Below are 23,214 nucleotides of genomic sequence, written 5' to 3' on the forward strand. Positions count from 1 at the left end.
CAGCTACATGCCCTGCGCGGGCGATTGACCTTCGTACTGCGCATCCGAGACTTTTTCCGCCCAGGTGACAGCCTTGCCGTCCTCGGCTTCGGCGATGGCGATGTGAGTCATTCCGTTGGAGGCCGTCGCACCATGCCAGTGACGTGTTTGCGGCGGGATCCAGACGATGTCACCCGGACGGATTTCCTGACGTGGGCCACCCTCTTGCTGCACATAACCGACGCCGGCGGTGACGATCAGCGTTTGCCCCAGCGGATGGGTGTGCCAGGCGGTGCGTGCGCCGGGTTCGAAGGTCACCGTGCCACCGCCGATGCGGGCCGGGGAGTCACCCTTGAACAGGCCATCAACCCGTACCGTACCGGTGAAGTTTTCTGCTGCGCCCTTGATTGAGGGCTGAGAGCCTGCATGGGTGACCCGGATCTCGTTGGAGGCCTGGGCGCTGGTTTCCCCGGCCATGAGGGATAAGGCCACCAGCGGGGCGATCAGGGGATTCATCAATGTTGCTCCTACACGAAGGGAGGCGTGGTTTCACCCCAAATTTCCGCATTTGATGGTCAGGCTGAACGTCAGTGATATCGGTTGGGTGCAGGACCGCTGGGGAAACAGTAAGCGAGCTTACGGATGAGCACTAGACGGGTAAATCGGCAAGGGTTCATGAGGTTTGTTCATCAATCCGGGCAAGTGCGCCATGGCACCCAACATCGCCGGAGAGTGTTTGTTTAAAGGTGTTTAAGGTTGCTTCATGCAAGCTACAAGACCTTGCGCCGTTGCCTACGGTTACGCCAGAATTCGCCGGCTTGTGCGCCTCGGGGGCCATCGGTAACTTGATTCGTGTCACTGCCCATCAGTGATCGGGTTTAGTCGCCTGGTGGTTTCACGAAGCGTATTTGCATCCAGACAGTCAGGTTATTTCATGCCTGCACTTCATGGTAGCTGTGCGCAGGGCGCCTTCGGGCGCGCCGGTTTCGTGTCTCCCCGGTCGACTAACCTGCGTACAGCTGCCACCCCCTTGTTTAGTCGCAAGTCGGTGATGGCTCCATTTTTTGGAGACAGAAATATGTTCAAGGTAACGCCAAACCCACCGGACGCCGATCCGGTCTCCCTACAAGAACCCGACTTAACCAGGCTCAACGAAGCCGCCCTCGATTGTCACATCCCCTCGATTGCCGATATCAAAGCCACACCGCGCACCCCCGGCACCTTGTTTACCGTGGACCCGCAGGCGAGTCCCGAAACCTTGATGGTCTATCTGGTCGAAACCCTCGCGTCGGTTGATGTGATGGTCCATCAGTTGGTGGATCACCTGGAGGGAGGGGAGCGCAATGCGCTGCTGGGCATTTCCAACAGCGTGATGCTGGCGCAGATCACGGCGAACCGGGTGCTGGATCAGATTGATCCGCCTGGTTGAAGGTAAAAAAGATCAAGAGATCGCAGCCTGCGGCAGCTCCTACGGGGATCGCTTAATGCGTAGGAGCTGCCGCAGGCTGCGATCTTCCGGGGTTTTACTGCAGTTCTGGAAGTAGACCCGCCAGAAGGGCGGGTCCGAAGGGGCATCAAAGTTTCGGCAATTGCCCGATGCGGCCCATCATTTCGGTCACGATCTGCAAGTCCAGCAGGAACTGCTCGGTGGTCTTGAACTCGTTGTCGTTGTGACCGGTGTACTTCACGTCCGGCATGGCCAGGCCGAATTGCACGCCGTTGGGCAGTTCATGCACGGACGTGGCGCCGGCGGAGGTGCCGAACTTGTGTTCCATGCCGAGGTTTTCGCTGGCCACCGCGAGCAGGGCCTTGACCCATTCGCCCTCGGGGTTGCGGTACATCGGTTCGGCAATCGACAGGTCGAAGGCTGGTGCGATGCTGGTCTTCTTGCTCCAGGCGTCCAGCTTTGCGGCGATTTCGGACTTGAGCACGTCCGGCGACTTGCCCTTCGGCACGCGCAGGTTGACCGCGAGCTTGAAGGCTTTGTCGTCCATCCCGACATAGGTCAGGGAGGTGGTCAGCGGGCCCATGAACTCATCGGCAAAACCGACCCCCAACTTGCCACCCAGGTAGTCCAGCCCCCAGTTGTCGGCGGCGTAGCGGGCGGCGTCGGTGATCTGGTTGTGCTTGAGCGCGACCTTGCCGTCGAGGCCATTGATGAAGTCGAGCATCCTGGCCACCGGGTTGACGCCGGACTCGGGCTCGGAGGAGTGGGCGGACACGCCGGTGACCGTCAGCTTGACGTCCTTGCCGTCGACCTTGGCGGCGACCTCGAAATTGCCGCCGTTGCGCTTGGCATATTCGGTGCCGGCCTTTTGCAGGCTGGCGGCCAGTTCGGCGGGCTTGTCGGTCACCAGGGTCGCGACCGAAGTCGACGGTATCTGGTTGGTGGCCATGCCACCGGTCATCGAGGTGATTTCTGCGCCCTTGCCTTGTGCGGTGCGCTTGGCGAAGCTGGCCATGACCGTGCCGTAGCCTTTCTCGGCGATCACCACCGGGTAGCCGCCATCCAGCGCCAGGTTGTAGTTGGGCGTCGGGTTGCGTTCGAAGTAGTAGGGGATGGCGTCGCCCGTGGTCTCTTCGGTGGTGTCCACCAGCAGCTTGAAGTTGCGGGCCAGCGGCAGCTTCTCTTCCTTGATGATCTTCATGGCGTAGAGCGCCACCACGATGCCGTTCTTGTCATCCTCGGTGCCGCGGCCATACATGCGATCGCCGATCAGGGTGACCTTGAACGGATCGAGGCGGGTGCCGTCCTGCAGTACCCAGTTTTCCGGCGTTACCGGCACCACATCGGCATGGGCGTGGATGCCCACGACTTCATCGCCGCTGCCTTCGAGGGAGATCTCGTAGACGCGGTTGTCGATGTTGCGAAAGTTCAGGTTGAACGCCTGGGCCAGGCCCTTGATCTTCTCGGCAATCTTGATGAATTCGGGATTGTCGTGCTGGTCGACACCTTCCACGCGCACGGTCGGAATGGCCACCAGCTCCTTCAGGGTTTCGGTGGCCGCGCTACCGTATTTCACCCGGGCATAGAGGCCAAGCAAACGATGGATTTCGTTTTGCTGTTCAGCGCTAAGCGTCTTGTTGTCGAGGAAGGCACGGATGGCTGGGCCGAGGTTGTCGGTCCTGGCGATATCGCTGTTGGCCAGGCTTGCCAGGAACTGCCTGAAATCCTTGACCGATGCATCACTGAAGGTCTTGAGGATGATCGCGCTCTGTTGCGGGGTGATATTGGCGTGGGCAGCGGTGGTGAACGACGAAAGGCTGGCGAGCATGAGGGTGGTCGCAGCCAGGTGCTTGAGGGAAAAATCCATTGCTGGGGGCATTCCTTTGCAGGCGGTTTGTAAGAAATATCTGATCAGTCGATCAGAAACTTTTCAAAACTAACACCACGAGCGTGTGAAACGGGAGCCCCTGAAGTGGGATCTGTCGCACAGAAATGCAAAAGCGGCGCAGAAATGAAAAACCGCTCTATCAATGCTTACATTCTGCCATCACCACTTTGCAGGTACTTGGCGTGCCACCGGATCGGCCGGCATAACGTATGCAATTACTCAGGGATTTCTGCCGAGCCATGTCCAGGGTGTCGCCCCAGGCGAGGCCGCCTTCGCCGACAGTGGGGAGGGCTTTTGCATAGCAGGCCGAGCCGACGCTGGAGGCTGAATAGCGAGCCGTGCTGGCTTTGCCTGAGCAGCCGGCGATCAGCGCCAGATCGACGGCGAGCAGGGATAGCAGGAGCCATGACGAGCATTGTCGCGCAGTGTGTCCCGTCATCCCGGTTCCCCTGCAGCAAGAGGCGCATTTGAGACCGTACCTGGCCGGATCAGGGCCGGGGCACACTCTTTCTCTGAGCCTATCCTTGCGGCATCGATCCTGCTGCTCCTTTCGTCCGCTTTCCTTCGTACAGCGTGTCTGGCCGTCCGAGAGCCGGGCCGAGGTCGCTACAGGCCACTGAACATGCTGATGATCACGGCATTAACCAGGTCAATGAAAAAGCCGCACACCAGCGGCACGATCAGGAAGGCCTGGTGCGCCGCACCGTACTTTTGCGTCACGGTCGACATGTTGACGATGGCCGTCGCCGTGGAACCGAGGGCAATCCCGCCGAATCCTGAAGCGATCACGCTGGCTTCGTAATTGCGCCCCATAAAGCGGAAAACCACAAAATACGTATAGGCGACCGTCAGCAGGATCTGCAGGGTCAACGCGCACAGAATGAACATCAACGCGCCGCTGAGCTGCCAGAGCTGAAGCCCCATCAGGGCCATGGTCAAGAACATGCCCAGGCAGATATCGGAGATCAGCGACAGGCCCAGGCTGGCACCGCTCCAGGTTTTCAGTCGCTGGTCACCGACAAAGGCCAGAACGAGGTGGTGAATGACGATGCCCGCGAACAGGCAGCTGACAAACTTGGGCAGGGTGATGCCGGCATCGACCAGCAGCAGGTTGAGTCCATAGCCGAGCATCAGGGTCAGGTTGAGCCACATCCACGCCCAGAGCACGTCGTAGTAGTCCAGCGCCTTGCCCGGTTGTTGCTCGAGAATGCCGACTTCCAGCTCCGCATCCCTGGACGGCGTCAGTTGATAACGGCGAATCAACTGGTTGGCGATTGGGCCACCGATGACGCAAGCGGCAATCAGGCCCACGGTGTTACTGGCGATGCCCAATTCGTGGGCGTTGCTGATGCCCAGTTTTTCGACAAAAAGCGGTGCCCAGGCCAGGGTGGTGCCCACCCCACCCGTGAGGGAAATGGAGCCCACCATCAAGCCCGCCTTGGGATCAAGCCCAAACGCCTCGGCCACACCCATGCCCAGGGAGTTCTGCAGCAGAATGAACACGGCGGCGAGCAACAGCAGGATCAGCAGCGGGCGCCCACCCTTGAGCAGTTGGCGCATGTCCGATTTCAAGCCTATGCCGGCAAAGAAATAGAGCAGCAGGGTGTCGCGAACTTGCAGATCGAATTCGATCTGGATATTCAGGCCGAAGTACAGCAAGGACGTCACCGCCGCACAGACGAAACCGCCAACTACCGACTCCGGGATGCAGTATTGACGCAGAAAGGCGTTGTGCTGGACGAGGGTCTTGCCGAGGAAAAGCAGGAGGATGGCGAGGGTAAAACTCACGAGGCCGTGAATCTGGAAGAGCTGTGAAGTCATTTAAGGCCTACCAAAAAACTGGAAAATCATTATCAGGATTCGCTCGTTCAATGTTTAGACCTGTATCAATGAATGGTCGAAACAGCCTTGCTCGTCCAGATAGCTTCCCAATCATCAGGTGCGTCTGTGCGCCAGGGGTGAGGACAGCCTAGCCTAAACGGAAAAACCCATCCGGTTTGGCACAGGCCGCCATCACGCTCCCGATGGCCAGTCAGACGGGAACTTCAGCGCTTGATCAGTGAGATCTTCGTTCCCTCGATACTGACGCCCGCCATTAATCCTTGCTGGTCGAAGATGAACGCGTAGGCGTCGTCCTTCAGCGTCGAGCTGGACAGGTTCTTCGCAACCCCTTCATCCACCACGACTACCGTTGGCCCCACACCGATTTCCCAGCCTTTGGTTTTGGCAACATAGTCCACGGCTTTATCGGTCATCAGGAAAACCGCATAGCCGTACGACTGGGCGCCGGCCTGCAGCCCCCATGAACCGCTGACGGAGTTGTAGTAGTTCTCGACTTTCGAGCCTTTCATCAGTACGCCTTCGCCATAGCTGCCGCCGAACACGAGACCGGCCTTGATGATGTTCGGGAAAACCAGCACCGCCTTGGCCTGGTGCGAGATGGTTTCGGAGAATGGATGGCTCTTGTAGAGCGTTTGCAACGCCTGTCGAGCGTCGGCATTCAGATCCTCGGCGGTGGCCGCTGCGGCATTGTTCAGTAATGCGGCCGATGCCAATGTTGCAATCGCGAGGAAGAACGAGAGGAAAAACCGTATTGATTGAGTCATTTGCGTACTCCGCTGAGGGAGCAGGGGGATGAGAGCAGCGGCAAGTGCCCGCGTCACGCAGGAACCGAACCCACTGAGGTTATCCGGCGCACCCTGAAATGTGTGAATTGCAGGCTGCGCTCCTGAATGAAGTGGACTCTGGGCCACTGATCGTTTGCGCTGCCATCAGCTGTTATGACCACTGGGTAATGGCCGGGTTCGCTGTCAGTTCTGCTTCTTGCCGCCAGTTTCACCTTGCGAAGGGTTGAAATCGCTTCGTCCCGCGCTCAATGCAGGCAGCAAAAGGCCCGCGCAATGGCGGGCCTTCTGTTTGGGGTCAAATCCTTTTGTGCTTCCAATCTGCGCTCCATCTTGTGATCGTTTCGTGAAAAGCATGTCGTAGCAAGTGAAAAAGCCCGGTGTGGGCCAAGCTCTTTGTAGATGGGCCAAATCCTTTTGGCTGATCCCATTGTGATGGGTGGATGTGACGGCGACGTGACAGAGCCGACAGGAAAAGCTGATCGCTGCCAGAAACAGGCTTTCGCTCCAACGAGCTGAGGAATCGAACTGTCCATGCACTTTTATAAAGCGCCATGCACAACAACTTGCACCAGTCGGAAGCGCCGCAAAGCGCTTTCGCCCGCGCCCGCTCCAGCGTCGTGACAATCCCCCAGGCTCAAAAACCAGTGTTTCCAGATAGTTGAAGTCACTCTGTCGCAGGCTGGCACAAAGGCTGCAAGGCTGTCATCAGGTCCACCTGGAGAGCATTCGTGTGGACAGCCCCCTCGGTCAACGACGATCGATTGGCCGAACAGGTCGTGGGCAACATCGGTGGATCAGGCATAGACGTCTGGTTTCAACACCGCCAAAGAACAGGCAAAGACGCCTGGAACCGAAAGGTTTCAGGCGTTTTTTTTTGCTTTTAAAACCGTGATTGGCTCGGGCTGGGTGCTTTCTATGAATTCCAATGTTGCCACGTTGAACAAGATGCAAACGCTGGTCGTGATCGGTAATGGCATGGTCGGACATCATTGTGTCGAACAGTTGATCGAGCGGGGAGCGCTTGAGCATTACCGGCTGCACGTCTTCAGTGAAGAGCCGATGCGCGCCTATGACCGTGTGCATCTTTCCGAGTACTTCGCAGGTCGTGATGCCGAGTCGCTGGCGCTGTCCGATGTGTCTCTCTACCAGACGCCCGGCGTTACGCTGCATCTGGGTGTGCCGGTATTGGAGATCGACCGCGTCCGTCGCCAGGTGGTCACCGCGCAAGGTGGCGTCACGTATGACAAATTGGTCCTGGCCACCGGTTCTTATCCGTTTGTTCCGCCCATCGAAGGCGCCGAAGGTGAATCGCGCCTGGTCTATCGCACCCTGGAAGACCTCGATGCCATTCGGGCTGCGGCGGCCAATGCCCGGCGCGGTGTGGTGGTCGGCGGTGGCTTGCTGGGGCTGGAAGCCGCGAACGCGTTGAAGAGCCTGGGGCTTGAAGCCCACGTGGTGGAATTCGCGCCGCGCTTGATGCCGGTACAGCTCGATGACCTCGGTGGCCAGGCGCTCAAGGCGCAGATCGAACGACTGGGCGTCGGTGTACACCTGTCCCGCGCCACTCAATCGATCAGCGCGGGCGAGCAGTACCGCTATCGCATGAATTTCGCCAATGACGAATGCCTCGAAACCGACCTGATCGTGTTTTCCGCCGGTATCCGCGCTCAAGACGCGCTGGCCCGTCAATGCGCACTGCAGATCGGTCCGCGCGGGGGCGTGGTGATCGACGACACGTGCCTCAGTTGCGACCCGAACATCTACGCCATCGGTGAGTGCGCCTCATGGAACGGCAGCCTGTTCGGCCTGGTCGCGCCGGGCTACCAGATGGCGCGCAGCGTCGCGGCCCGTCTGTGCAACGAAGTCGCCGAGCCGTTCACCGGTGCCGACATGTCGACCAAGCTCAAGCTGCTGGGGGTGGATGTCGGCTCCATCGGCGACGCCCACGGCAACACCCCGGGCGCACGCAGCTATCAATTCATCGACGAAACCAGCGCCAGCTATCGCCGCCTGGTGGTGGATGCCAGTGGCAAACACGTCCTGGGTGCAGTGCTGGTCGGTGACAACAGCTATTACGACACCTTGCTGCAATACATGCAGAACGGCATCGCCTTGCCAGCAGAACCCGCCAGCCTGATTCTGCCGTCCTCCGAAGGCGCGCCGACCCTGGGACCGGGTGCTCTGCCGGAGTCGGCCACGGTGTGTTCCTGTCATAACGTCACCAAGGGCTCCATCTGTTCGGCCATCGACGGCGGTTGCACCGACCTCGGCCAGCTCAAGTCGCAGACCAAGGCCTGTACCGGCTGCGGCGGATGCGCCGGGTTGCTCAAGCAAGTGTTCGAGCATGAGTTGATTGCCCGTGGCGTCAGTGTCGACAAGAGCCTGTGCGAACACTTCGCCTACACCCGCCAGGAGCTTTATGCGCTGGTACGGGTAGAGGGCGTGATCACCTTCGATGAACTGTTGGCCAAACATGGCCGTGGCCACACCGGTTGCGACGTCTGCAAACCGGCGGTGGGCTCGATCCTCGCCTCGTGCTGGAACCAGCCGATCATGGACACGTCGCTGGTGCCGTTGCAGGACACCAACGACACCTTCATGGCCAACATGCAGAAAAACGGCACCTACTCGGTGGTGCCACGCATCGCCGGGGGCGAGATCACGGCGGACAAGCTGATCGCGATTGGCGTGGTGGCGAAGAAATACGACCTCTACACCAAAATCACCGGCGGGCAGCGCATCGACCTGTTCGGCGCACAGTTGCATCAGTTGCCGGACATCTGGTCCGAGTTGATCGAGGCCGGTTTCGAAACCGGGCACGCCTACGGCAAATCGACCCGCACGGTGAAGTCTTGCGTCGGAAGTACCTGGTGCCGCTATGGCGTGCAGGACAGCGTGAAAATGGCCCTGACCCTCGAGGATCGCTACAAGGGGCTGCGTTCGCCGCACAAGCTCAAGTTCGCGGTCTCCGGTTGCACCCGTGAGTGCGCCGAGGCGCAGAGCAAGGACGTGGGCGTGATTGCTACCGAGAAAGGCTGGAACCTCTACGTGGCCGGTAACGGCGGCATGCGCCCGCGCCACGCCGAGTTGTTCGCCACCGACCTCGATGACGCCACCCTGATCCGTTACATCGACCGCTTCCTGATGTTCTACATCCGCACCGCCGACAAATTGCAGCGCACCTCGGTCTGGCGCGAGAGCCTGGAGGGCGGCCTGGATTACCTCAAGGACGTGATCATCAACGACAGCCTGGGGCTTGGCGCGGAGCTCGAATCGCAGATGCAACTGGTGGTCAACCGCTACGAATGCGAATGGGCCAATGCCCTCAAAGACCCGGAAAAACTCAAGCGTTTTCGCACCTTCGTCAACGATCAACGCCCGGACCCGGACATCCATTTTGTCCAGGAACGCGGTCAGCGCCGGCCGATCATGGCCTCTGAACTCCACCTTATCCCTGTCATCGAGGAGATTGCCTGATGAGCCAGTCCGATACCCAGCGAGCCTATTCCAGTTCGTCCCTGGTCAACCCCGATGCCTGGCAAGCGGTGTGCAGCCAGGAAGATCTGGTGAGTAACTCCGGCGTCGTGGTCTGGCTCGACGGTGCACAAGTGGCGCTGTTCTACCTGCCGGCTGCCGAGGGCAAGACCCTTTATGCCGTCGATAATCATGACCCGCAATCCGGGGCAAATGTCATCGGGCGCGGGTTGATCGGCAGCATCAAGGGCGACCTGGTGATTGCCTCGCCACTCTACAAACAGCATTTCCGTCTTGAGGACGGCAGTTGCCTGGAGTACCCGCAGCAGCGCCTGCGGGTCTGGCCGGTGCGCCTGAACGCAGGCCTGGTTGAGGTCGCGGTGGCCTGACCAGATGGATTTTGCCGGGGGCTGTGCCAGGTTCCGGCGGAGTCGATGATCAATGACAAACAGTATCGGAGGCTCGTATGAAAACAGCCGCACAACTGCTGAAACTCAAGGCCGTGCAGAACCGGCGGGTGCATAGCATCGCGCCAGACCAGACGGTGCTTGAAGCATTGAAGATGATGGCGGAAAAAAATGTCGGTGCCCTGCCCGTCATGGAGGAGGGGCAGGTGGTCGGCGTGATCAGCGAACGCGACTATGCGCGCAAGGTCGTTCTACAGGGGCGCTCTTCGGTCGGTACGCCGGTCCGGGCCATCATGAGCGCACCCGTCGTGACAGCAGACAGTCAGCAGAGCATTGAGCGTTGCATGGCGGTGATGACCGACAGTCATCTGCGCCATCTGCCGGTGGTGCAGGGCGACCAGTTGATCGGCCTGTTGTCGATTGGTGATCTGGTCAAGGAAGCCATCGTCGAGCAGACCGAACTGATCCGGCAACTGGAACACTACATCCGCGGACATTAAAGCGACCGGGGGCAGGTTGGGTCTGCACGCTTTAAAATCCAGGCCGGTGTAGCAAGAGGGCCTCAAGGAGGCCCGCATCGCTAATGCCTGTTGTGCTCAGTTCGCCTTTATCGGCACCGTCACGGTTTTGCCGAAGGCCGACTTGATGGTCGCCGTCGGGTTAGGCGACGGACCACTGCCGGCAGTGGTCACCGCTATGTTCCAGCGCGCGCCTGTCGGTGTCAGCGTCAGGACGGCGGCGCCAAGGTTCACCGTACCGGTGGTGGTCGTGGCCGTCGCCGTGATGGTATTGCCCGTGCCTCGGGAGGTGGTGCCGGACAGGACCCAATACCAGCGGCTGTTGCTGCGGGCGGTGACGGTGGCGCTGGTGACGATCAGGCTCTCGTTGATCGCTGCCGAGACCGCCACGGACACAGTCGCCGGTGCCGACTCCGCGTTCCTGGCATCGCTGGCCCTATAGGAAAAGGTCGCGGTGAACGGCGCGGGGACGGTGGCTGGTGGTGTGTAGGTCACGCGCAGGCCATCGGTGTTGACCACGCCCTTGCCGGAGTCCGGTTGCTCCAGACCCACCACTTTGAGCGGCACGTTACCGTCAGGGTCGGTGTCGTTGGCCAGCACGTTGATGATCACCGGTTGACCGGTGTTACTGATGGCGCTGTCGGGGTTGGCAATCGGTTTTTGGTTATCACCGTCCTCTTGACGTCTATCGCCAGTGCGGAAGGTCGGCAGCGCAGCGGAATTGACGTAGGTGACGCCGTCCCAGCCGGGCAGGGGCGTTGGCATCAACTGGAACTGGCCGGGGTGCTCGACATCCCAGCGCAGCAGCATGGAGGTGTCCTCGTGCTGGGTATTGTGGCAGTGCTCCAGGTAAGTCCCGGCGAACTCGCGGAAGCGGATCGCAATGTCCACGTCCACCGAGCTGTCGATGCCTTCGCCGATGCGATAGACGTCCTTGCGTGCCCATTTTTCCCATTCCGGTGGGGCCTTGCCATCACGGTTGAGGACAATGCCTTCTTCGAAGTGCACGTGCACCGGGTGGCTCCAGCCGTTGCCGCCGTTCCTGATTTTCCATACCTCCAGGGTGCCGTCGCCGGAGAACCCGGCAGGGGTCGGGCCGGTGGCCAGTTGCGGAGCGGCACTGATGATTCGAGGGTCCATCTGGAAGCCCAGGCCGCCGTCGGTCTTGATGGTCCAGGGTTCTACGTCGGTACCGTCGGAGCGACCGAAGATGAACTCGCGATGCCGCGCCGCGTTGAGCTTGGCCTGCACCGCCGGGTCGTCACGGTTGAGGGGCGGCGGCAGCATGGTTTTACCCACCGGCTTGCCCGGTTTGGCGGGTTCGAAGTCGGCAGGGTTCATGCTCACGTCCTGGCCGGCATAAGGCTGGACCACCATCTGCAGGAACTTGCCCACCGCCGGGTCGCCGTTCTCCCATTGCAAGCCGTTACTACCCAGCTTGAGCACCGCCTTGTACTTGCCGGACAGGACATCGGCCAGGCTCAGCGGCAGACTTTCCGGACCCTTGCCGTCGTGGTGTTCCATCAGGTTGACGAAGTACAACTTGTCGCCGGTGCTGATCCCGTTTTTCGCGAAGTTGACGATGATGTCGTAACGCTCGGCGATGCCCATGGAGGGCAGGATGGCGTTGTGGTCCTGCAGGTCGCCGTCGGCGTCCAGGTCCATGCTGCCGTCGAATGGCACGGCGTGTTCCATTAGGTTGCCGTCGTTGGCGATCATGTGGAACGGCACGCGGGTGTAAGACAGGCCGGAACCTGTCGGGCCGGGGAATTCGCCACCGGTGCCGATGATTTCACGCACCAGAGCGATCCTGAAGAAACGTGACACCGAGCCATTGAGAATGCGGAAACGATAGCTGCGCGCCCGCACGTTCAGGCGCGGCTGGTACTGCCAGTTGACCAGGATCTGGTCGCCGAGAAAGCCATCGGTGTTGAACGGGTTGAACCACAGTTGGCCGTTCTGATCCCAGGCCTTGTCGGCCACCGTCAGGTTGACGTCATAGTCGCGGTTGCCCCAGGGCAATGCCGAGCCGCTGGGCAGGCGCAGGTTGACGCCGTCTTGCAGCGCTTCGTTGCCACGATCCAGGGCGCTGTAGTAGTTCATCATCGTCGCGTTGCCCTTGTAGACGTTCTGCGCGGTGAAATCGAGCATGTGGTCGTGGAACCAGTGGCTACTCATGGTTTCGCGCCAGTCGCCACGGATCTTGATGCTGCCGTTGTTGCAGGTCTTGAGACCCGGCGTGGCATCGTTGACATACAGGGTTTCGCCCGGGGCGCAGGGGAAAGCCGCGCGCGGATCCTGGGCGCTGGTGTTGATGGTGTCGTAACCGGCCAGTTGTATCGGCCAGCGATAGTCGTAGTACTGCCCCGGAAAGAAAAACGCATTGGTAAAACCGTCGCTTTCGGCCGGGGAGTGGCCGTTGTGTTCGTGGGTGGTGAGGGTGTGCAGGCCGAAACCCATGTTGGCCGACGGATCGATCGGCAGGGCGTTGTAGTGACGCATCAGCACCGCTTGGCCGTACCGCACCATCAGCAGTTTTGGCGGGAAGGTGCCGTCGAAGGTCCAGAGCGCCTTGTGGTTCTGAATCGGCATGTTGGGGTGAAAGCGGGTGTCGATGCCTTTGGTGGTGCCCACGATGATCGGATTGTCCGAGGTCTGGTTGTAGAGCCCGCCAGGCCCGAACTCACCGACGGCGTAGTTGTGCAACTGCCGACGGTCGCGCATGCCGCCGTTGAGCTTGGCGCCCGCTTGAGCGGTCTTGAAGGCGACCTGCGGGTAAAACTCGTTCCAGCGCTGGTGCGACCAGCCTTTTCCTGGCGGACGACCTTCGGCAGGCGAGCCGACCGGATGGCGGTTGAGGAAGGCTTCGATCTGCGCTTTCCAGGGGTTGCGGTCCAGCACGTTGGAAAACTGCGACGGAAACGGATACAGCCCCGGCTGGCGCATGAAGGCTTCCAGCGCCGCGGCCGAAGGACCACTGCGGGCGATGTTGTTCGGGTCCTGGGTGGGCGCCGGGCCGACGATCGGCACCGGGAAGGTCAGGGCGGGTGGCGGCAGTGTCGGGTCGAGTTTTTCCGTGCCGAACTCTTCGAACAGCAGCAGTTGCTGAGTGTACGGCTGGGCCCCGAACAATGGGCTGGGCTTGCCATTGGTGGGGATTTTGAAGGATGTCTGCAGGTTTGGCGGCAGCACGTTGTCGACCGTTGGCGTGGTGCGGGTACCAAAAACGCCATTGGGCAGGGCGAAGGCGCCCGTGTTGGCGGGTGGCATGGCCTCTATGGCTTCCAGCGCCGCCTTGGGGTCGGCCGGGGGATTGGTAAACGCCGAGGGGTCCGTCGGTGGTGGCGGGCCGAAATCATCCAGCGGGACGGCGTTGACGGTGGTCATGGCCAGGAACATCGCACAGGGCAGGCTTGACCTGCGCAGCAAGGCGATGGAGCTGCGTGGTGGTGTCGTGCTTTTCATTGTTCACCCCTCGCGTGATGCCCCGTCGTCTCAATAGCCGGGACGACAGCTGTTGCGGGTACCAGAAGGGTGTGCAACTAATGAGCCACTAGCCTGGGGCGAAGAAAAAATTCAATCCGATTAACAGGCTGTTTCTGAGTGGTTCAAGCCAGAGAAGGGGGGAGTGGGGGATATTCCTCAGGTTTGGTGGCAAGCGCCTGGCTGGGTGGGTGTAGTGTCCCATTGATGGAGAGAGTAACGGCCCGGTTTCACCGACCGCTTTTTTGTCAGGGGCTGCTGATCTGAGGCGATATGGATTCAACCGGTCGATGCAACACACTGGATTGCGTGCAGGCACGCGTGTTGCAGATCGGCAGTACGACCCGGTAATAGTCGGGTCGAAGATTTCAGGGCGGGGCGCAAGCAATTGGTCGAAAAAATGCGGAAACGATCAGGGGGAGTGACGGCCGGGAAAGCCAAACCCCGAAAACGACAAAGCCCTGAATAATCAGGGCTTTGTCGTATAAAGATGGCGGAGGCGATGGGATTCGAACTCATGGACCTGTTACAGTCGACGGTTTTCAAGACCGTTGCCTTAAACCACTCGGCCACACCTCCGTTTGCGTTGCGGGCGCCATAATACCTGAATGAAACACACTGTCAAACTCTCTGCATAGCTTGTTACAGAGCGTCTGTTATGATCTTTGCGACTGAACGTTTCAAACCAACAGGAGTGTCGCCATGCGCGAACAGGATTACGCAGTTAATAACAGCGTGCAGGCTGAGCAGCTAGAGGTTAGCCGCGTCCTGCGCAACACATACGGCTTGCTCGCCCTGACCCTGGCATTCAGCGGTGTGACAGCCTACGTTGCCCAGCAGATGCATGTTGGCTACCCGAACATTTTCGTGGTGCTGATCGGCTTCTACGGTCTTTTCTTCCTCACCAACAAACTCCGTGATTCGGCCTGGGGCCTGGTGTCGGCATTTGCCCTGACCGGTTTCATGGGTTTCCTGCTGGGCCCGATCCTCAACCGTTACCTGGGAATGCAGGGCGGCGCTGAAGTGGTCAGCTCGGCGTTCGCGATGACGGCGCTGGTGTTCGGCGGCCTGTCGGCCTATGTGCTGATCACCCGCAAGGACATGAGCTTCCTCGGCGGTTTCATCACGGCAGGCTTCTTCGTGCTGCTGGGTGCGACGCTGGCGAGCCTGTTCTTCCAGATCAGCGGCCTGCAACTGGCGATCAGCGCAGGTTTCGTGCTGTTCTCCTCGGTCTGCATTCTGTTCCAGACCAGCGCCATCATTCATGGCGGCGAGCGTAACTACATCATGGCCACCATCAGCCTGTATGTATCGATCTACAACCTGTTCGTCAGCCTGTTGCAGCTGTTCGGCATCATGGGCCGCGATGACTGATCAGTCGGCACTGAGTAAAAAACCCGCCCAGGCGGGTTTTTTATTACCAGAAATTCAGTATTACTCTGCAATGACAATGCTGCCATCGGCTTGCTGGCGGTAGATGGTGTAGGGCAGCAGCAGTGTGTCCATCGCCCCGGACACGACCACGTCGAGCAGTACTATAGCGGGGGCGGGATCATGTACCTGCGCATCCCGACCGTCTTCGAGGGCCGCGTTCAGGTAGCAGAAGTCGTAGGTCACGCCGCTGTAGATTCGTGGCACCGCGCCGCAATAACTCTTGTGGTCCTTGAGGCTTTTTGCGGCCGCTTCGTCACTGCGCACAACCGTCTGAATCGTGCCGCAACCCGCTAGCACCATTGCCACCAATAGCATTGCCTGAGTTTTCATGCCGTCAATCCTTCGCCGGAAAGCATCAATCTATTTCAGTCTGAAACAAATATCACTCACGCCATGGGCGGCAAACGGCGCTTGACCGGGGTTTTCTTGACGATTGCCGTATTGGTTTCAGCGTGGGTGTTGAGACGGTCGAGCAGGGTGTCCAGTTGCTCCATCGAGCGCACATGCAGGCGCGCAATGAAACAGTCGTCGCCGGTGACCTTGTCGCACTCGGTGAATTCGGGAATGGCCATGATTTGCCGTTCCACTTCCTGCAGTTGCCCCGGTAACGGGCGAATACGCACGATGGCCTGGAGTTGATAGCCAAAGCATTTCGGGTCGATTTCAACGGTGTAGCCCCTGAGCACGCCGCGCTCTTCCAGGCGGCGCAGACGCTCGGCGACGCTGGGGGAGGACAGGCCGCTGATTTGCGCCAAGGCCTTGAGCGAGCGTCGCGAGTCTTCCATCAGTGCCGTGATCAGCACCTGGTCGATGTCATCGGTCATGGCAAAATCCTCTGTTAGGCATTTTTTCAAAATGGCCTTTATAAAAAAGGCAGATTCCGAGTTTAGCCTGCTTTTTGCTCTGGAGTAGTCCCTGGGTGCATTGGCATACTTTGGCCACAAACAGAGGAGTCTGATGATGGACAAAACCCTACGCCGCGGTTCGTTCGAAATGACGGCCGCCATGCTGATCTCCGGTACCATCGGCTGGTTCGTGCTGGTGTCCGGGCAACCGGTGCTGGACGTGGTGTTCTGGCGCTGCCTGTTCGGTGCCGGCACCTTGCTGCTGATTTGCGCAGCTTTCGGCTTTCTGCGCCCCGGCATTCTGACCCGCACCACGTTCCTGCTGGCGGTGCTCAGCGGTGTGGCGATTGTCGGCAACTGGGTGCTGTTGTTCGCGTCCTACTCCCGGGCATCAATTGCCATCGGCACCGCCGTCTATAACGTCCAGCCGTTCATGCTGGTCGGGCTGGCGGCTTTGTTTCTCAACGAAAAGATCACCGCGCAGAAACTGACCTGGCTGGGCGTTTCGTTTCTCGGGATGCTGGCGATTGTCAGCGCCCATGGCAGCCAGGGCGAGAGCGGCAGCGACTACCTGATGGGCATTGCCCTGGCGTTGGGCGCGGCGTTTCTCTATGCGATTGCCGCGTTGATCATCAAGCGTTTGACGGGTACGCCGCCGCATTTGATCGCGCTGATCCAGGTCAGCACCGGCGTGCTGTTGCTCGCGCCATTCGCGAATCTTTCGGTATTGCCGCAGGCACCGAGCGCGTGGGCCAGCCTGGTGACGCTGGGCATGGTGCACACCGGTGTGATGTACGTGTTGCTGTACGGCGCGATTCAAAAACTGCCGACCGCGCTGACGGGTGCGTTGTCCTTCATCTACCCGATCGCGGCGATTTTCGTCGACTGGTTTGCCTTCGGTCATCGCCTGGAGCCGCTGCAATGGATCGGCGTCGCGGCGATTTTGCTGGCCGCTGCCGGCATGCAACAAGGCTGGTCGCTGAAGTTTCGGCGCACGGTGACGCCGTAACCCGCGCCCCAGGCGTCAGATGTTCCAGCGCGGGGCGCTCTTGGCCAGGCGCTGGCGCATCTCGCCGACGTTGGCGGCCAGTTGTTGAGTCAGCAAGCGGTACCCGTCCAGCGTGTTATAGACCGGTGCATCGAGGCTGACGAGAGGGACATCCACGGGGCGATTGAGCCGCTGGGCGGCGCCTGATTTCAACGCCCGGGCCATGCCGATCAATTGCACGCGAATCTGCCGATGTTCGGCTTTCAAGGCCGTTTGCATCAGCAACATCGCCTCGGGGTCATTGGTATCCGGTCGGGTATTGCCGAGGATCTCCAGGGTGCTGACGCACATGCGCAGGTTGCGCTGGAGAGCATCGAGGTCGGTCATGGAGATCTTCACTTCCTTGGACACCGAGGGCATCAGTGAGCGAAGTTGCACCATCGCCGCGTTCAGGCGAGTCATGAGCTTGAGGTGTTCGTCGGCGGTGATGGCCTGGCCGTCGATGATGCGCCCGTAGACTTTCGCGCAATCACGCAGCGCATCGGCCAGGTTGTAGCGCCAGGAATACACCGCGTACAGCGGCAGGGCGAAGGAAAACGCCAGGGCCAGGGCAATGCCGATCAGGATGTCCACCCCGCGCCACAAGCCGTCGGTGACCGGGTTGTCGCCGTGCCCCGCGACGATGAACACGGTAATCGCCGACAGCAGTGCGGTGTAGCCACCCTTGCCGATGGCGTGATACGAGAAAAACCCGCAGACCACCGACATCGCGAAATAAGTCAGCCAGGGCATCCCGAGCCAAGCCTGCTGAGCCACCAGCGCCAGGCCGACACCGGCGCCGATCAAGGTGCCGATGGCGCGCTCGGCGGCTTTCTTGCCGATGTTGCCGTGGTGCTGCAAGCCGCCGATCACCACCAGCATCGTCACCGAGGCCCACTCACCGTGGGGCAGGTTGATCCCGGTGGTCAGCAGGATCGTCGCCAGCAACCCCAGCGATACGCGCACCGCATGGATCACCCGGGCATGGCGGTAGCGCCGGTACGGGTCCAGCAACGGACGCAGCAGTCGGCGCAGCAAGGGTGGCAGTCGATGGGCTCTGGATGTACTCAGGCCGGCTCTCCTCAGAAGATGTAGTCGGTGGTCAGGAAGCTCGAACTGCGGCCGCTGATAATCTCGCTGATCAGGTCCTTGTTGGTTTCCTGGAACTTGGTGGCCACCAGGGTACGGATCGAAAACACCCGCAGCGCGTCATGGACCGACAAGGTGCCTTCGGCCGAGTTCTTGCGACCATTGAAAGGATAGGTGTCCGGGCCGCGCTGGCACTGGGCATTGAGGTTGATGCGCCCGACCTGATTGGCGAAGGTGTCCACCAGCCGGCCGACCGCCACCGGATTGGTGCCGAAGATGCTCAATTGCTGGCCGAAATCCGACTCCAGCACGTAGTCGATCACGGTATCCAGATGACGGTACGGCACGATGGGGACGACGGGGCCGAACTGTTCTTCCTGATACACCCGCATCTGCGGCGTGACCGGGTACAGCACCGCCGGGTAGAAGAACGAAGCACGAGCCTCGCCGCCGTTGGGGTTGACCACCCTGGCGCCTTTGCTCTCGGCGTCCGCCACCAGTGCGTGCAGATAGTCGACCTTGCCCGATTCCGGCAGGGGTGTCAGGGCTACGCCACTTTCCCAGGGCATGCCGGGTTTGAGGTTGGCGAGCCTGGCATTGAATTTGTCGATGAAGGACTCGACCACGTCTTCATGGACAAACAGGATTTTCAGGGCGGTGCAGCGTTGGCCATTGAACGATAGTGAACCGGTCAGCGCTTCACTGACCGCATTGTCCAGATCCACTTCCGGCAGGACGATGCCCGGGTTTTTCGCATCCAGGCCCAGCGCCGCGCGCAAGCGGTGGGGTCTCGGATGGAGTTTTTTCAGGTCACTGGCGGCCTTGTTGGTGCCAATGAAGGCAAAGATGTCGATTTTGCCGCTGGCCATCAGCGCACTGACCGTCTCGCGGCCGCTGCCGTAGATGACGTTGATCACCCCGGTCGGGAAGCTGTCGCGGAAGGCCTCCAGCAGCGGGCGAATCAGCAGCACGCCGAGCTTGGCCGGCTTGAACACCACGGTGTTGCCCATGATCAGCGCCGGGATCAGCGTGGTGAAGGTTTCGTTCAACGGATAGTTGTAAGGCCCCATGCACAGGGCCACGCCCATCGGCACGCGACGGATCTGGCCGAGGGTGTCCTGTTCCAGTTCGAAACGGCTGGAGCGGCGGTCGAGTTCCTTCAGCGCGTTGATGGTGTCGACGATGTAGTCGCAGGTACGGTCGAACTCCTTTTCCGAGTCCTTGAGGTTCTTGCCGATTTCCCACATCAGCAACTTGACCACGGCGTCGCGCTGCTCGCGCATGCGCCCCAGGAAGGTTTCGACGTGCTGGATGCGCTCGGCCACGCGCATGGTCGGCCACAATCCCTGGCCGCGGTCGTAGGCGCGGACGGCGGCGTCCAGGGCGGTCAATGCGGTCTCGGCATCGAGCAACGGCGTGCTGCCGAGGATCACTTGCTCGTCGCCATTCGGGCCTGCCAGGTACACCGGGCTGCGGACTTGGGCCAGCGGCCCGTTCCAGGTTCTGAGTTGGCCATCGACCAGGTACTCGCGCTGCTCGGTCTGGCCGTCAAGGCGGTACTTTTCCGGGATGTCGGCGGGGCTTGGGAACAGATTCTGGAGAATATTGGCTGTGGTCATGTCGCTACCCCTCAGGATTGGCTGATGCACTGATGAATCGTTTTAGCAGACCTCAGCAACGCTTGTCATGACTCATCTCAGCGTTTTTCCGCACGGCGTGATGTCTGGGGATTTGTCGGTGCTTTCCGTCATGGCCTCAGAAGCGCCCCTTGTTGGCCCCCAATGCCCTCAATGCGCCCGCGCGGGGTGCCTTAAGGTTGACTCTCCTTGATCACAACAAAAAAAGCTGGACCCGGCTGGCCGGGTAGCCAATGAGAGGACAGCCATGCGGGCAAGCCGATTAACTGAAAAGCCTAGCCTTTGTTTGGCCTTGGCGGGGTGTGTCTTTGCGGCGTTGCTGGCAGGGTGCGGCGAAGCGCCGGACAACCCGCCGACCCGCAGCGAAGCAGGCGCCGCGAGACCCGCCGACGCCGAGCTGGCGCAGGTCTACGACAACAGCTGCAAGCTGTGCCACGCCAATCCGGCGGCCGGGGCGCCGCTGACCGGTGACATCAAGGCCTGGCAACCACGGGTATTGCAGGGCGCCGACACGCTGCTAGATCACGCGATCAACGGTTACAACGGCATGCCGCCGATGGGCCTGTGCATGCAGTGTTCGCAAGAACAGTTCCTGGCGCTGATTGCCTTTATGTCCGGCCAGCAAATCCAATAACAAGAACGGCAGGGTGCAATTCATGACGATGGACCTGACACGGCGTCAGTTGTTGCAACGGGCGAGCGTCATTGGCGCCTTTACCGCGCTCGGCTCAACGCCGGCACTGGCCGAGCTGTTGCGCGCGCCACGCCTGATTCCCTGGCGCAACTGGTCGGGCGGCCAGAGTTGCCTGCCGGCGGCGCGGCTGGCGCCCAAGAATCTGGATGAGTTGACGCAGGTGGTGCGCCAGGCCCCCGGCAGGATTCGGCCGGTGGGCTCGGCGCATTCCTTCAGCGCGCTGGTGCCCACCGACGGCACCTTGCTGTCGCTGAGCTATTTCACCGGTTTGCTCGATCACGACCCGCAAACCCTGCAAGCCGAGTTCGCCGCTGGCACGCCGATGTCACGCATGGGCACGCCGCTCAAGGACATCGGCCAGGCCCTGCAAAACATGGCTGACATCGATTACCAGACCCTGGCGGGCGCGATCTCGACCTCGACCCACGGTACCGGCAAAAACTTTCAATCCTATTCGGCGCATGTCTGCGGCATGCAGTTGGTGACTGCCAGTGGCGAGGTGCTGGACTGCGACGCCAGTCGCCATCCTGAAGTGTACAGCGCAGCCCGGGTGTCCCTGGGGGCGTTGGGCGTGGCCACCAGGGTGCGCCTGCAAAACCGCCCGGCGTACCGCTTGCGGGAGCGCCAATGGATCGCCAAGACTGAAGAACTGCTGGAGGACCTGGACAAGAACACCCGGGAAAACCAGCACTGGGAAATGCTCGTGGTGACCCATTCCGATTACGCCTTGTCGATCGCCCTGAACGAAACCGCCGACCCGGCCACACCGCCGGTGCCGGCGGATGAGGAGGGCGGCAACGAGTTTGTCACGCTGATCGAGAAGATCGACAAATACGCCAGCGACTTCCCGGACCTGCGCCGCACCCTGCTCAACAACCTGCGCCACCTGGCCAGTTTCGATGACCGGGTGGGGGACTCGTTCGATATCTACGCCAACGTGCGCACGGTGCGTTTCAATGAAATGGAATATTCCGTGCCGGCCGAATACGGCCCGGCCTGTTTGCGCGAGATTCTCAAACTGATCCAGGACAAAGACCTGCGCACCTGGTTTCCGATCGAGTACCGGTACGTCAAGGCCGACGACATTCCACTGAGCATGTTCGAAGGCCGCGACAGCTGTTCGATCTCGGTCCATCAGCATTACCAGATGGATCATCACAACTTGTTCGCCGCCATCGAGCCGATTTTCTGGAAGTACAACGGCCGGCCGCACTGGGGCAAGTTGCACACGCTGAACGCGAAAAACCTGCAGCCGCTGTACCCGCGCTGGCAGGAATTCATCCAGGTGCGGCAGGCACTCGACCCCGGCGGCAAATTTCTCAATGCGCATCTGTCTTCCATTCTGGGGGTGAGCTGATGGCCGTCAATCGCCGCAATTTCTTGCTTGGCAGCGCAGGCGTCGGCACCTTGCTGGTGGGTGTCGGGACGTGGCTGCGGCCGAGTGACCGAGGCGCGCCGTACAGCGATTACTTCCGTACGCTGAACCGCGAACTCAAGGACCACGGGCCGATGCGACCAGTGATGCTGATCGACCTTGATCGGCTGGATCACAACATCGATGTGGTGATGCAATCGGTCAAGCGCGCCGGCAAGCACCTGCGCCTGGTGGAAAAATCACTGCCGGCGCCGGGGCTCCTGGCCTACATCGCCCGGCGCGCCGGCACCCAACGCCTGATGTCGTTTCACCAGCCGTTTCTCAACCATGACGCGGTGCAGTTTGCCGAGGCCGACATTCTGTTGGGCAAGCCGCTGCCCGTGCGTTCGGCCGAGTTGTTCTATCAGTCGCACAAGGGGCCTTTCGACCCTTCGACGCAATTGCAATGGTTGCTCGATACACCGCAGCGCCTGCAGCAATACCTCGCCCTGGCCCAAGGGCTGGGCACGCGAATGCGGGTCAACATCGAACTGGATGTCGGGCTGCATCGCGGTGGCGTCAGCAACCTTGGCGTACTCGGGCAGATGCTGACGCTGATCAGCCAGCACCCGCAGCACCTGGAATTCGCCGGGTTCATGGGCTACGACCCGTTCGTGGGCATGGGCGTGCCGGGGATTCTGGGCTCGCCCGAGGAGCTGTTCGCCAAGGTGATGGTGATTTACCACCGCTGCGTCGATTTCACCCGTCGGCAATACCCCGGTTTGTGGCGCGAAGGGTTGACCCTCAATACGGCCGGCAGCCCGAGCTATCGCATGCATGAACACGAACAGCTCAGCAGCGAAGTGTCGGTGGGGACGGCGATGCTCAAGCCCACTCACTATGATTTGCCGTCACTGGCCGAGCATGTGCCGGCCGCCTACATCGCCACGCCCGTGTTGAAAAGCACCGGGGCGGTGAATATTCCGGCGCTGGATGACAAGTCCAGGCTGTTTTCCTGGTGGGACACCAATCAGCGCGAAACGTATTTCATCTATGGCGGTAACTGGATGGCGCAGTTCGTGTCGCCCGCGGGGTTGCAGAGCAATGGTGTGTATGGCCGTAGTTCGAACCAGGAAATGGTCAATGGTTCGGCGGCGGTGGGGCTGACGGTGGAGGACCAGGTGTTCTTGCGCCCGACCCAGACGGAGTCGGTGTTATTGCAGTTCGGGGATTTGCTGGCGGTTCGGGGTGGGAAGATTGTGGCTACTTGGCCGGTGTATTCCTGAAATTTGTTAGGTGACTGTTCCGACG

At 60.5% G+C, this 23,214-nt stretch carries 19 protein-coding genes and 1 tRNA gene; 9 read left to right on the forward strand and 11 right to left on the reverse strand.

Features of this window, described 5'->3' with window-relative positions; genetic code table 11:
* Positions 1-3 precede the first annotated feature (3 nt).
* Positions 4-495 (reverse strand): cupin domain-containing protein, encoded by a 492-nt coding sequence (locus tag ACM6G4_RS11980; protein ID WP_414913757.1) that lies wholly within the window; start codon positions 493-495, stop codon positions 4-6.
* Positions 496-1,057: 562 nt separating this feature from the next.
* Here ACM6G4_RS11980 and ACM6G4_RS11985 point away from each other — a divergent pair.
* The gene (locus ACM6G4_RS11985) at positions 1,058-1,408 is read left to right on the forward strand and encodes a DUF6124 family protein (RefSeq protein ID WP_414913758.1); all 351 of its coding nucleotides are present in this window, start codon (positions 1,058-1,060) and stop codon (positions 1,406-1,408) included.
* 145 nt (positions 1,409-1,553) lie between these two features.
* On the opposite strand, the gene ACM6G4_RS11990 is transcribed toward ACM6G4_RS11985, so the two are convergent.
* The 4 genes from ACM6G4_RS11990 to ACM6G4_RS12005 all read right to left on the reverse strand — a co-directional run bounded on the left by ACM6G4_RS11990 (position 1,554) and on the right by ACM6G4_RS12005 (position 5,920).
* Complete coding sequence (locus ACM6G4_RS11990) at positions 1,554-3,293, reverse strand: dipeptidase (protein WP_223542808.1); 1,740 nt, start codon at positions 3,291-3,293, stop codon at positions 1,554-1,556.
* A gap of 160 nt (positions 3,294-3,453) precedes the next feature.
* Positions 3,454-3,753 (reverse strand): hypothetical protein, encoded by a 300-nt coding sequence (locus ACM6G4_RS11995; RefSeq protein ID WP_082562971.1) that lies wholly within the window; start codon positions 3,751-3,753, stop codon positions 3,454-3,456.
* A gap of 167 nt (positions 3,754-3,920) precedes the next feature.
* Positions 3,921-5,135 (reverse strand): sodium/glutamate symporter, encoded by a 1,215-nt coding sequence (gene gltS, locus ACM6G4_RS12000; RefSeq protein ID WP_409079006.1) that lies wholly within the window; start codon positions 5,133-5,135, stop codon positions 3,921-3,923.
* Positions 5,136-5,359: 224 nt separating this feature from the next.
* Positions 5,360-5,920: a YSC84-related protein gene (locus ACM6G4_RS12005; RefSeq protein ID WP_056725134.1), complete on the reverse strand. Its 561-nt coding sequence runs from the start codon at positions 5,918-5,920 to the stop codon at positions 5,360-5,362.
* Positions 5,921-6,856: 936 nt separating this feature from the next.
* Here ACM6G4_RS12005 and nirB point away from each other — a divergent pair.
* The 3 genes from nirB (at position 6,857) to ACM6G4_RS12020 (ending at position 10,322) form a co-directional block, all read left to right on the forward strand.
* Positions 6,857-9,418, forward strand: a complete 2,562-nt coding sequence (gene nirB, locus ACM6G4_RS12010) for a nitrite reductase large subunit NirB (protein ID WP_056725132.1) — start codon at positions 6,857-6,859, stop codon at positions 9,416-9,418.
* The gene (gene nirD / locus ACM6G4_RS12015; RefSeq protein ID WP_056725130.1) at positions 9,418-9,804 is read left to right on the forward strand and encodes a nitrite reductase small subunit NirD; all 387 of its coding nucleotides are present in this window, start codon (positions 9,418-9,420) and stop codon (positions 9,802-9,804) included. Before nirB ends, nirD begins: the two co-directional genes overlap by 1 nt.
* Positions 9,805-9,881: 77 nt before the next feature.
* Complete coding sequence (locus ACM6G4_RS12020; protein WP_223542804.1) at positions 9,882-10,322, forward strand: CBS domain-containing protein; 441 nt, start codon at positions 9,882-9,884, stop codon at positions 10,320-10,322.
* A 96-nt stretch (positions 10,323-10,418) separates the two neighbouring features.
* Here ACM6G4_RS12020 and ACM6G4_RS12025 read toward each other — a convergent pair whose 3' ends face one another.
* Together ACM6G4_RS12025 and ACM6G4_RS12030 are read right to left on the reverse strand one after the other, a co-directional pair.
* Positions 10,419-13,739 (reverse strand): Ig-like domain-containing protein, encoded by a 3,321-nt coding sequence (locus ACM6G4_RS12025; RefSeq protein WP_414913763.1) that lies wholly within the window; start codon positions 13,737-13,739, stop codon positions 10,419-10,421.
* 575 nt (positions 13,740-14,314) lie between these two features.
* Positions 14,315-14,402 (reverse strand) — tRNA-Ser (locus ACM6G4_RS12030).
* Between the two features lie 123 nt (positions 14,403-14,525).
* On the opposite strand from ACM6G4_RS12030, the gene ACM6G4_RS12035 reads away from it, so the two are divergent.
* Positions 14,526-15,197: a Bax inhibitor-1/YccA family protein gene (locus ACM6G4_RS12035; protein ID WP_056724337.1), complete on the forward strand. Its 672-nt coding sequence runs from the start codon at positions 14,526-14,528 to the stop codon at positions 15,195-15,197.
* 60 nt (positions 15,198-15,257) lie between these two features.
* Here ACM6G4_RS12035 and ACM6G4_RS12040 read toward each other — a convergent pair whose 3' ends face one another.
* Both ACM6G4_RS12040 and ACM6G4_RS12045 read right to left on the reverse strand, forming a co-directional pair.
* On the reverse strand, positions 15,258-15,587 hold the full coding sequence (locus tag ACM6G4_RS12040) for a YceK/YidQ family lipoprotein (protein ID WP_409078988.1): 330 nt from the start codon (positions 15,585-15,587) through the stop codon (positions 15,258-15,260).
* 56 nt (positions 15,588-15,643) lie between these two features.
* On the reverse strand, positions 15,644-16,081 hold the full coding sequence (locus ACM6G4_RS12045; protein ID WP_414913759.1) for an Lrp/AsnC family transcriptional regulator: 438 nt from the start codon (positions 16,079-16,081) through the stop codon (positions 15,644-15,646).
* A gap of 136 nt (positions 16,082-16,217) precedes the next feature.
* Between ACM6G4_RS12045 and ACM6G4_RS12050 the strand changes: the two genes are divergently transcribed.
* On the forward strand, positions 16,218-17,111 hold the full coding sequence (locus tag ACM6G4_RS12050; protein WP_056724342.1) for a DMT family transporter: 894 nt from the start codon (positions 16,218-16,220) through the stop codon (positions 17,109-17,111).
* Positions 17,112-17,126: 15 nt separating this feature from the next.
* Here the strand turns inward: ACM6G4_RS12050 and ACM6G4_RS12055 are convergent, their stop codons facing one another.
* Entirely contained in the window at positions 17,127-18,167 is a 1,041-nt protein-coding gene (locus ACM6G4_RS12055) for an FUSC family protein (RefSeq protein WP_414913760.1), read from the reverse strand.
* Positions 18,168-18,211: 44 nt separating this feature from the next.
* The gene (locus tag ACM6G4_RS12060) at positions 18,212-19,837 is read right to left on the reverse strand and encodes an NADP-dependent glyceraldehyde-3-phosphate dehydrogenase (protein WP_409078986.1); all 1,626 of its coding nucleotides are present in this window, start codon (positions 19,835-19,837) and stop codon (positions 18,212-18,214) included.
* A gap of 265 nt (positions 19,838-20,102) precedes the next feature.
* On the opposite strand from ACM6G4_RS12060, the gene ACM6G4_RS12065 reads away from it, so the two are divergent.
* The 3 genes from ACM6G4_RS12065 to ACM6G4_RS12075 all read left to right on the forward strand — a co-directional run bounded on the left by ACM6G4_RS12065 (position 20,103) and on the right by ACM6G4_RS12075 (position 23,189).
* Entirely contained in the window at positions 20,103-20,489 is a 387-nt protein-coding gene (locus ACM6G4_RS12065; RefSeq protein WP_414913761.1) for a c-type cytochrome, read from the forward strand.
* Positions 20,490-20,511: 22 nt separating this feature from the next.
* A complete protein-coding gene (locus tag ACM6G4_RS12070) occupies positions 20,512-21,906 on the forward strand; it encodes a D-arabinono-1,4-lactone oxidase (RefSeq protein WP_414913762.1) in 1,395 nt (464 codons plus the stop codon).
* Between the two features lie 74 nt (positions 21,907-21,980).
* A complete protein-coding gene (locus ACM6G4_RS12075; RefSeq protein WP_414913764.1) occupies positions 21,981-23,189 on the forward strand; it encodes a DSD1 family PLP-dependent enzyme in 1,209 nt (402 codons plus the stop codon).
* Positions 23,190-23,214: the final 25 nt, after the last annotated feature.

It is taken from the genome of Pseudomonas sp. IT-P258 (assembly GCF_949767825.1).
GTDB lineage: Bacteria > Pseudomonadota > Gammaproteobacteria > Pseudomonadales > Pseudomonadaceae > Aquipseudomonas > Aquipseudomonas monachiensis.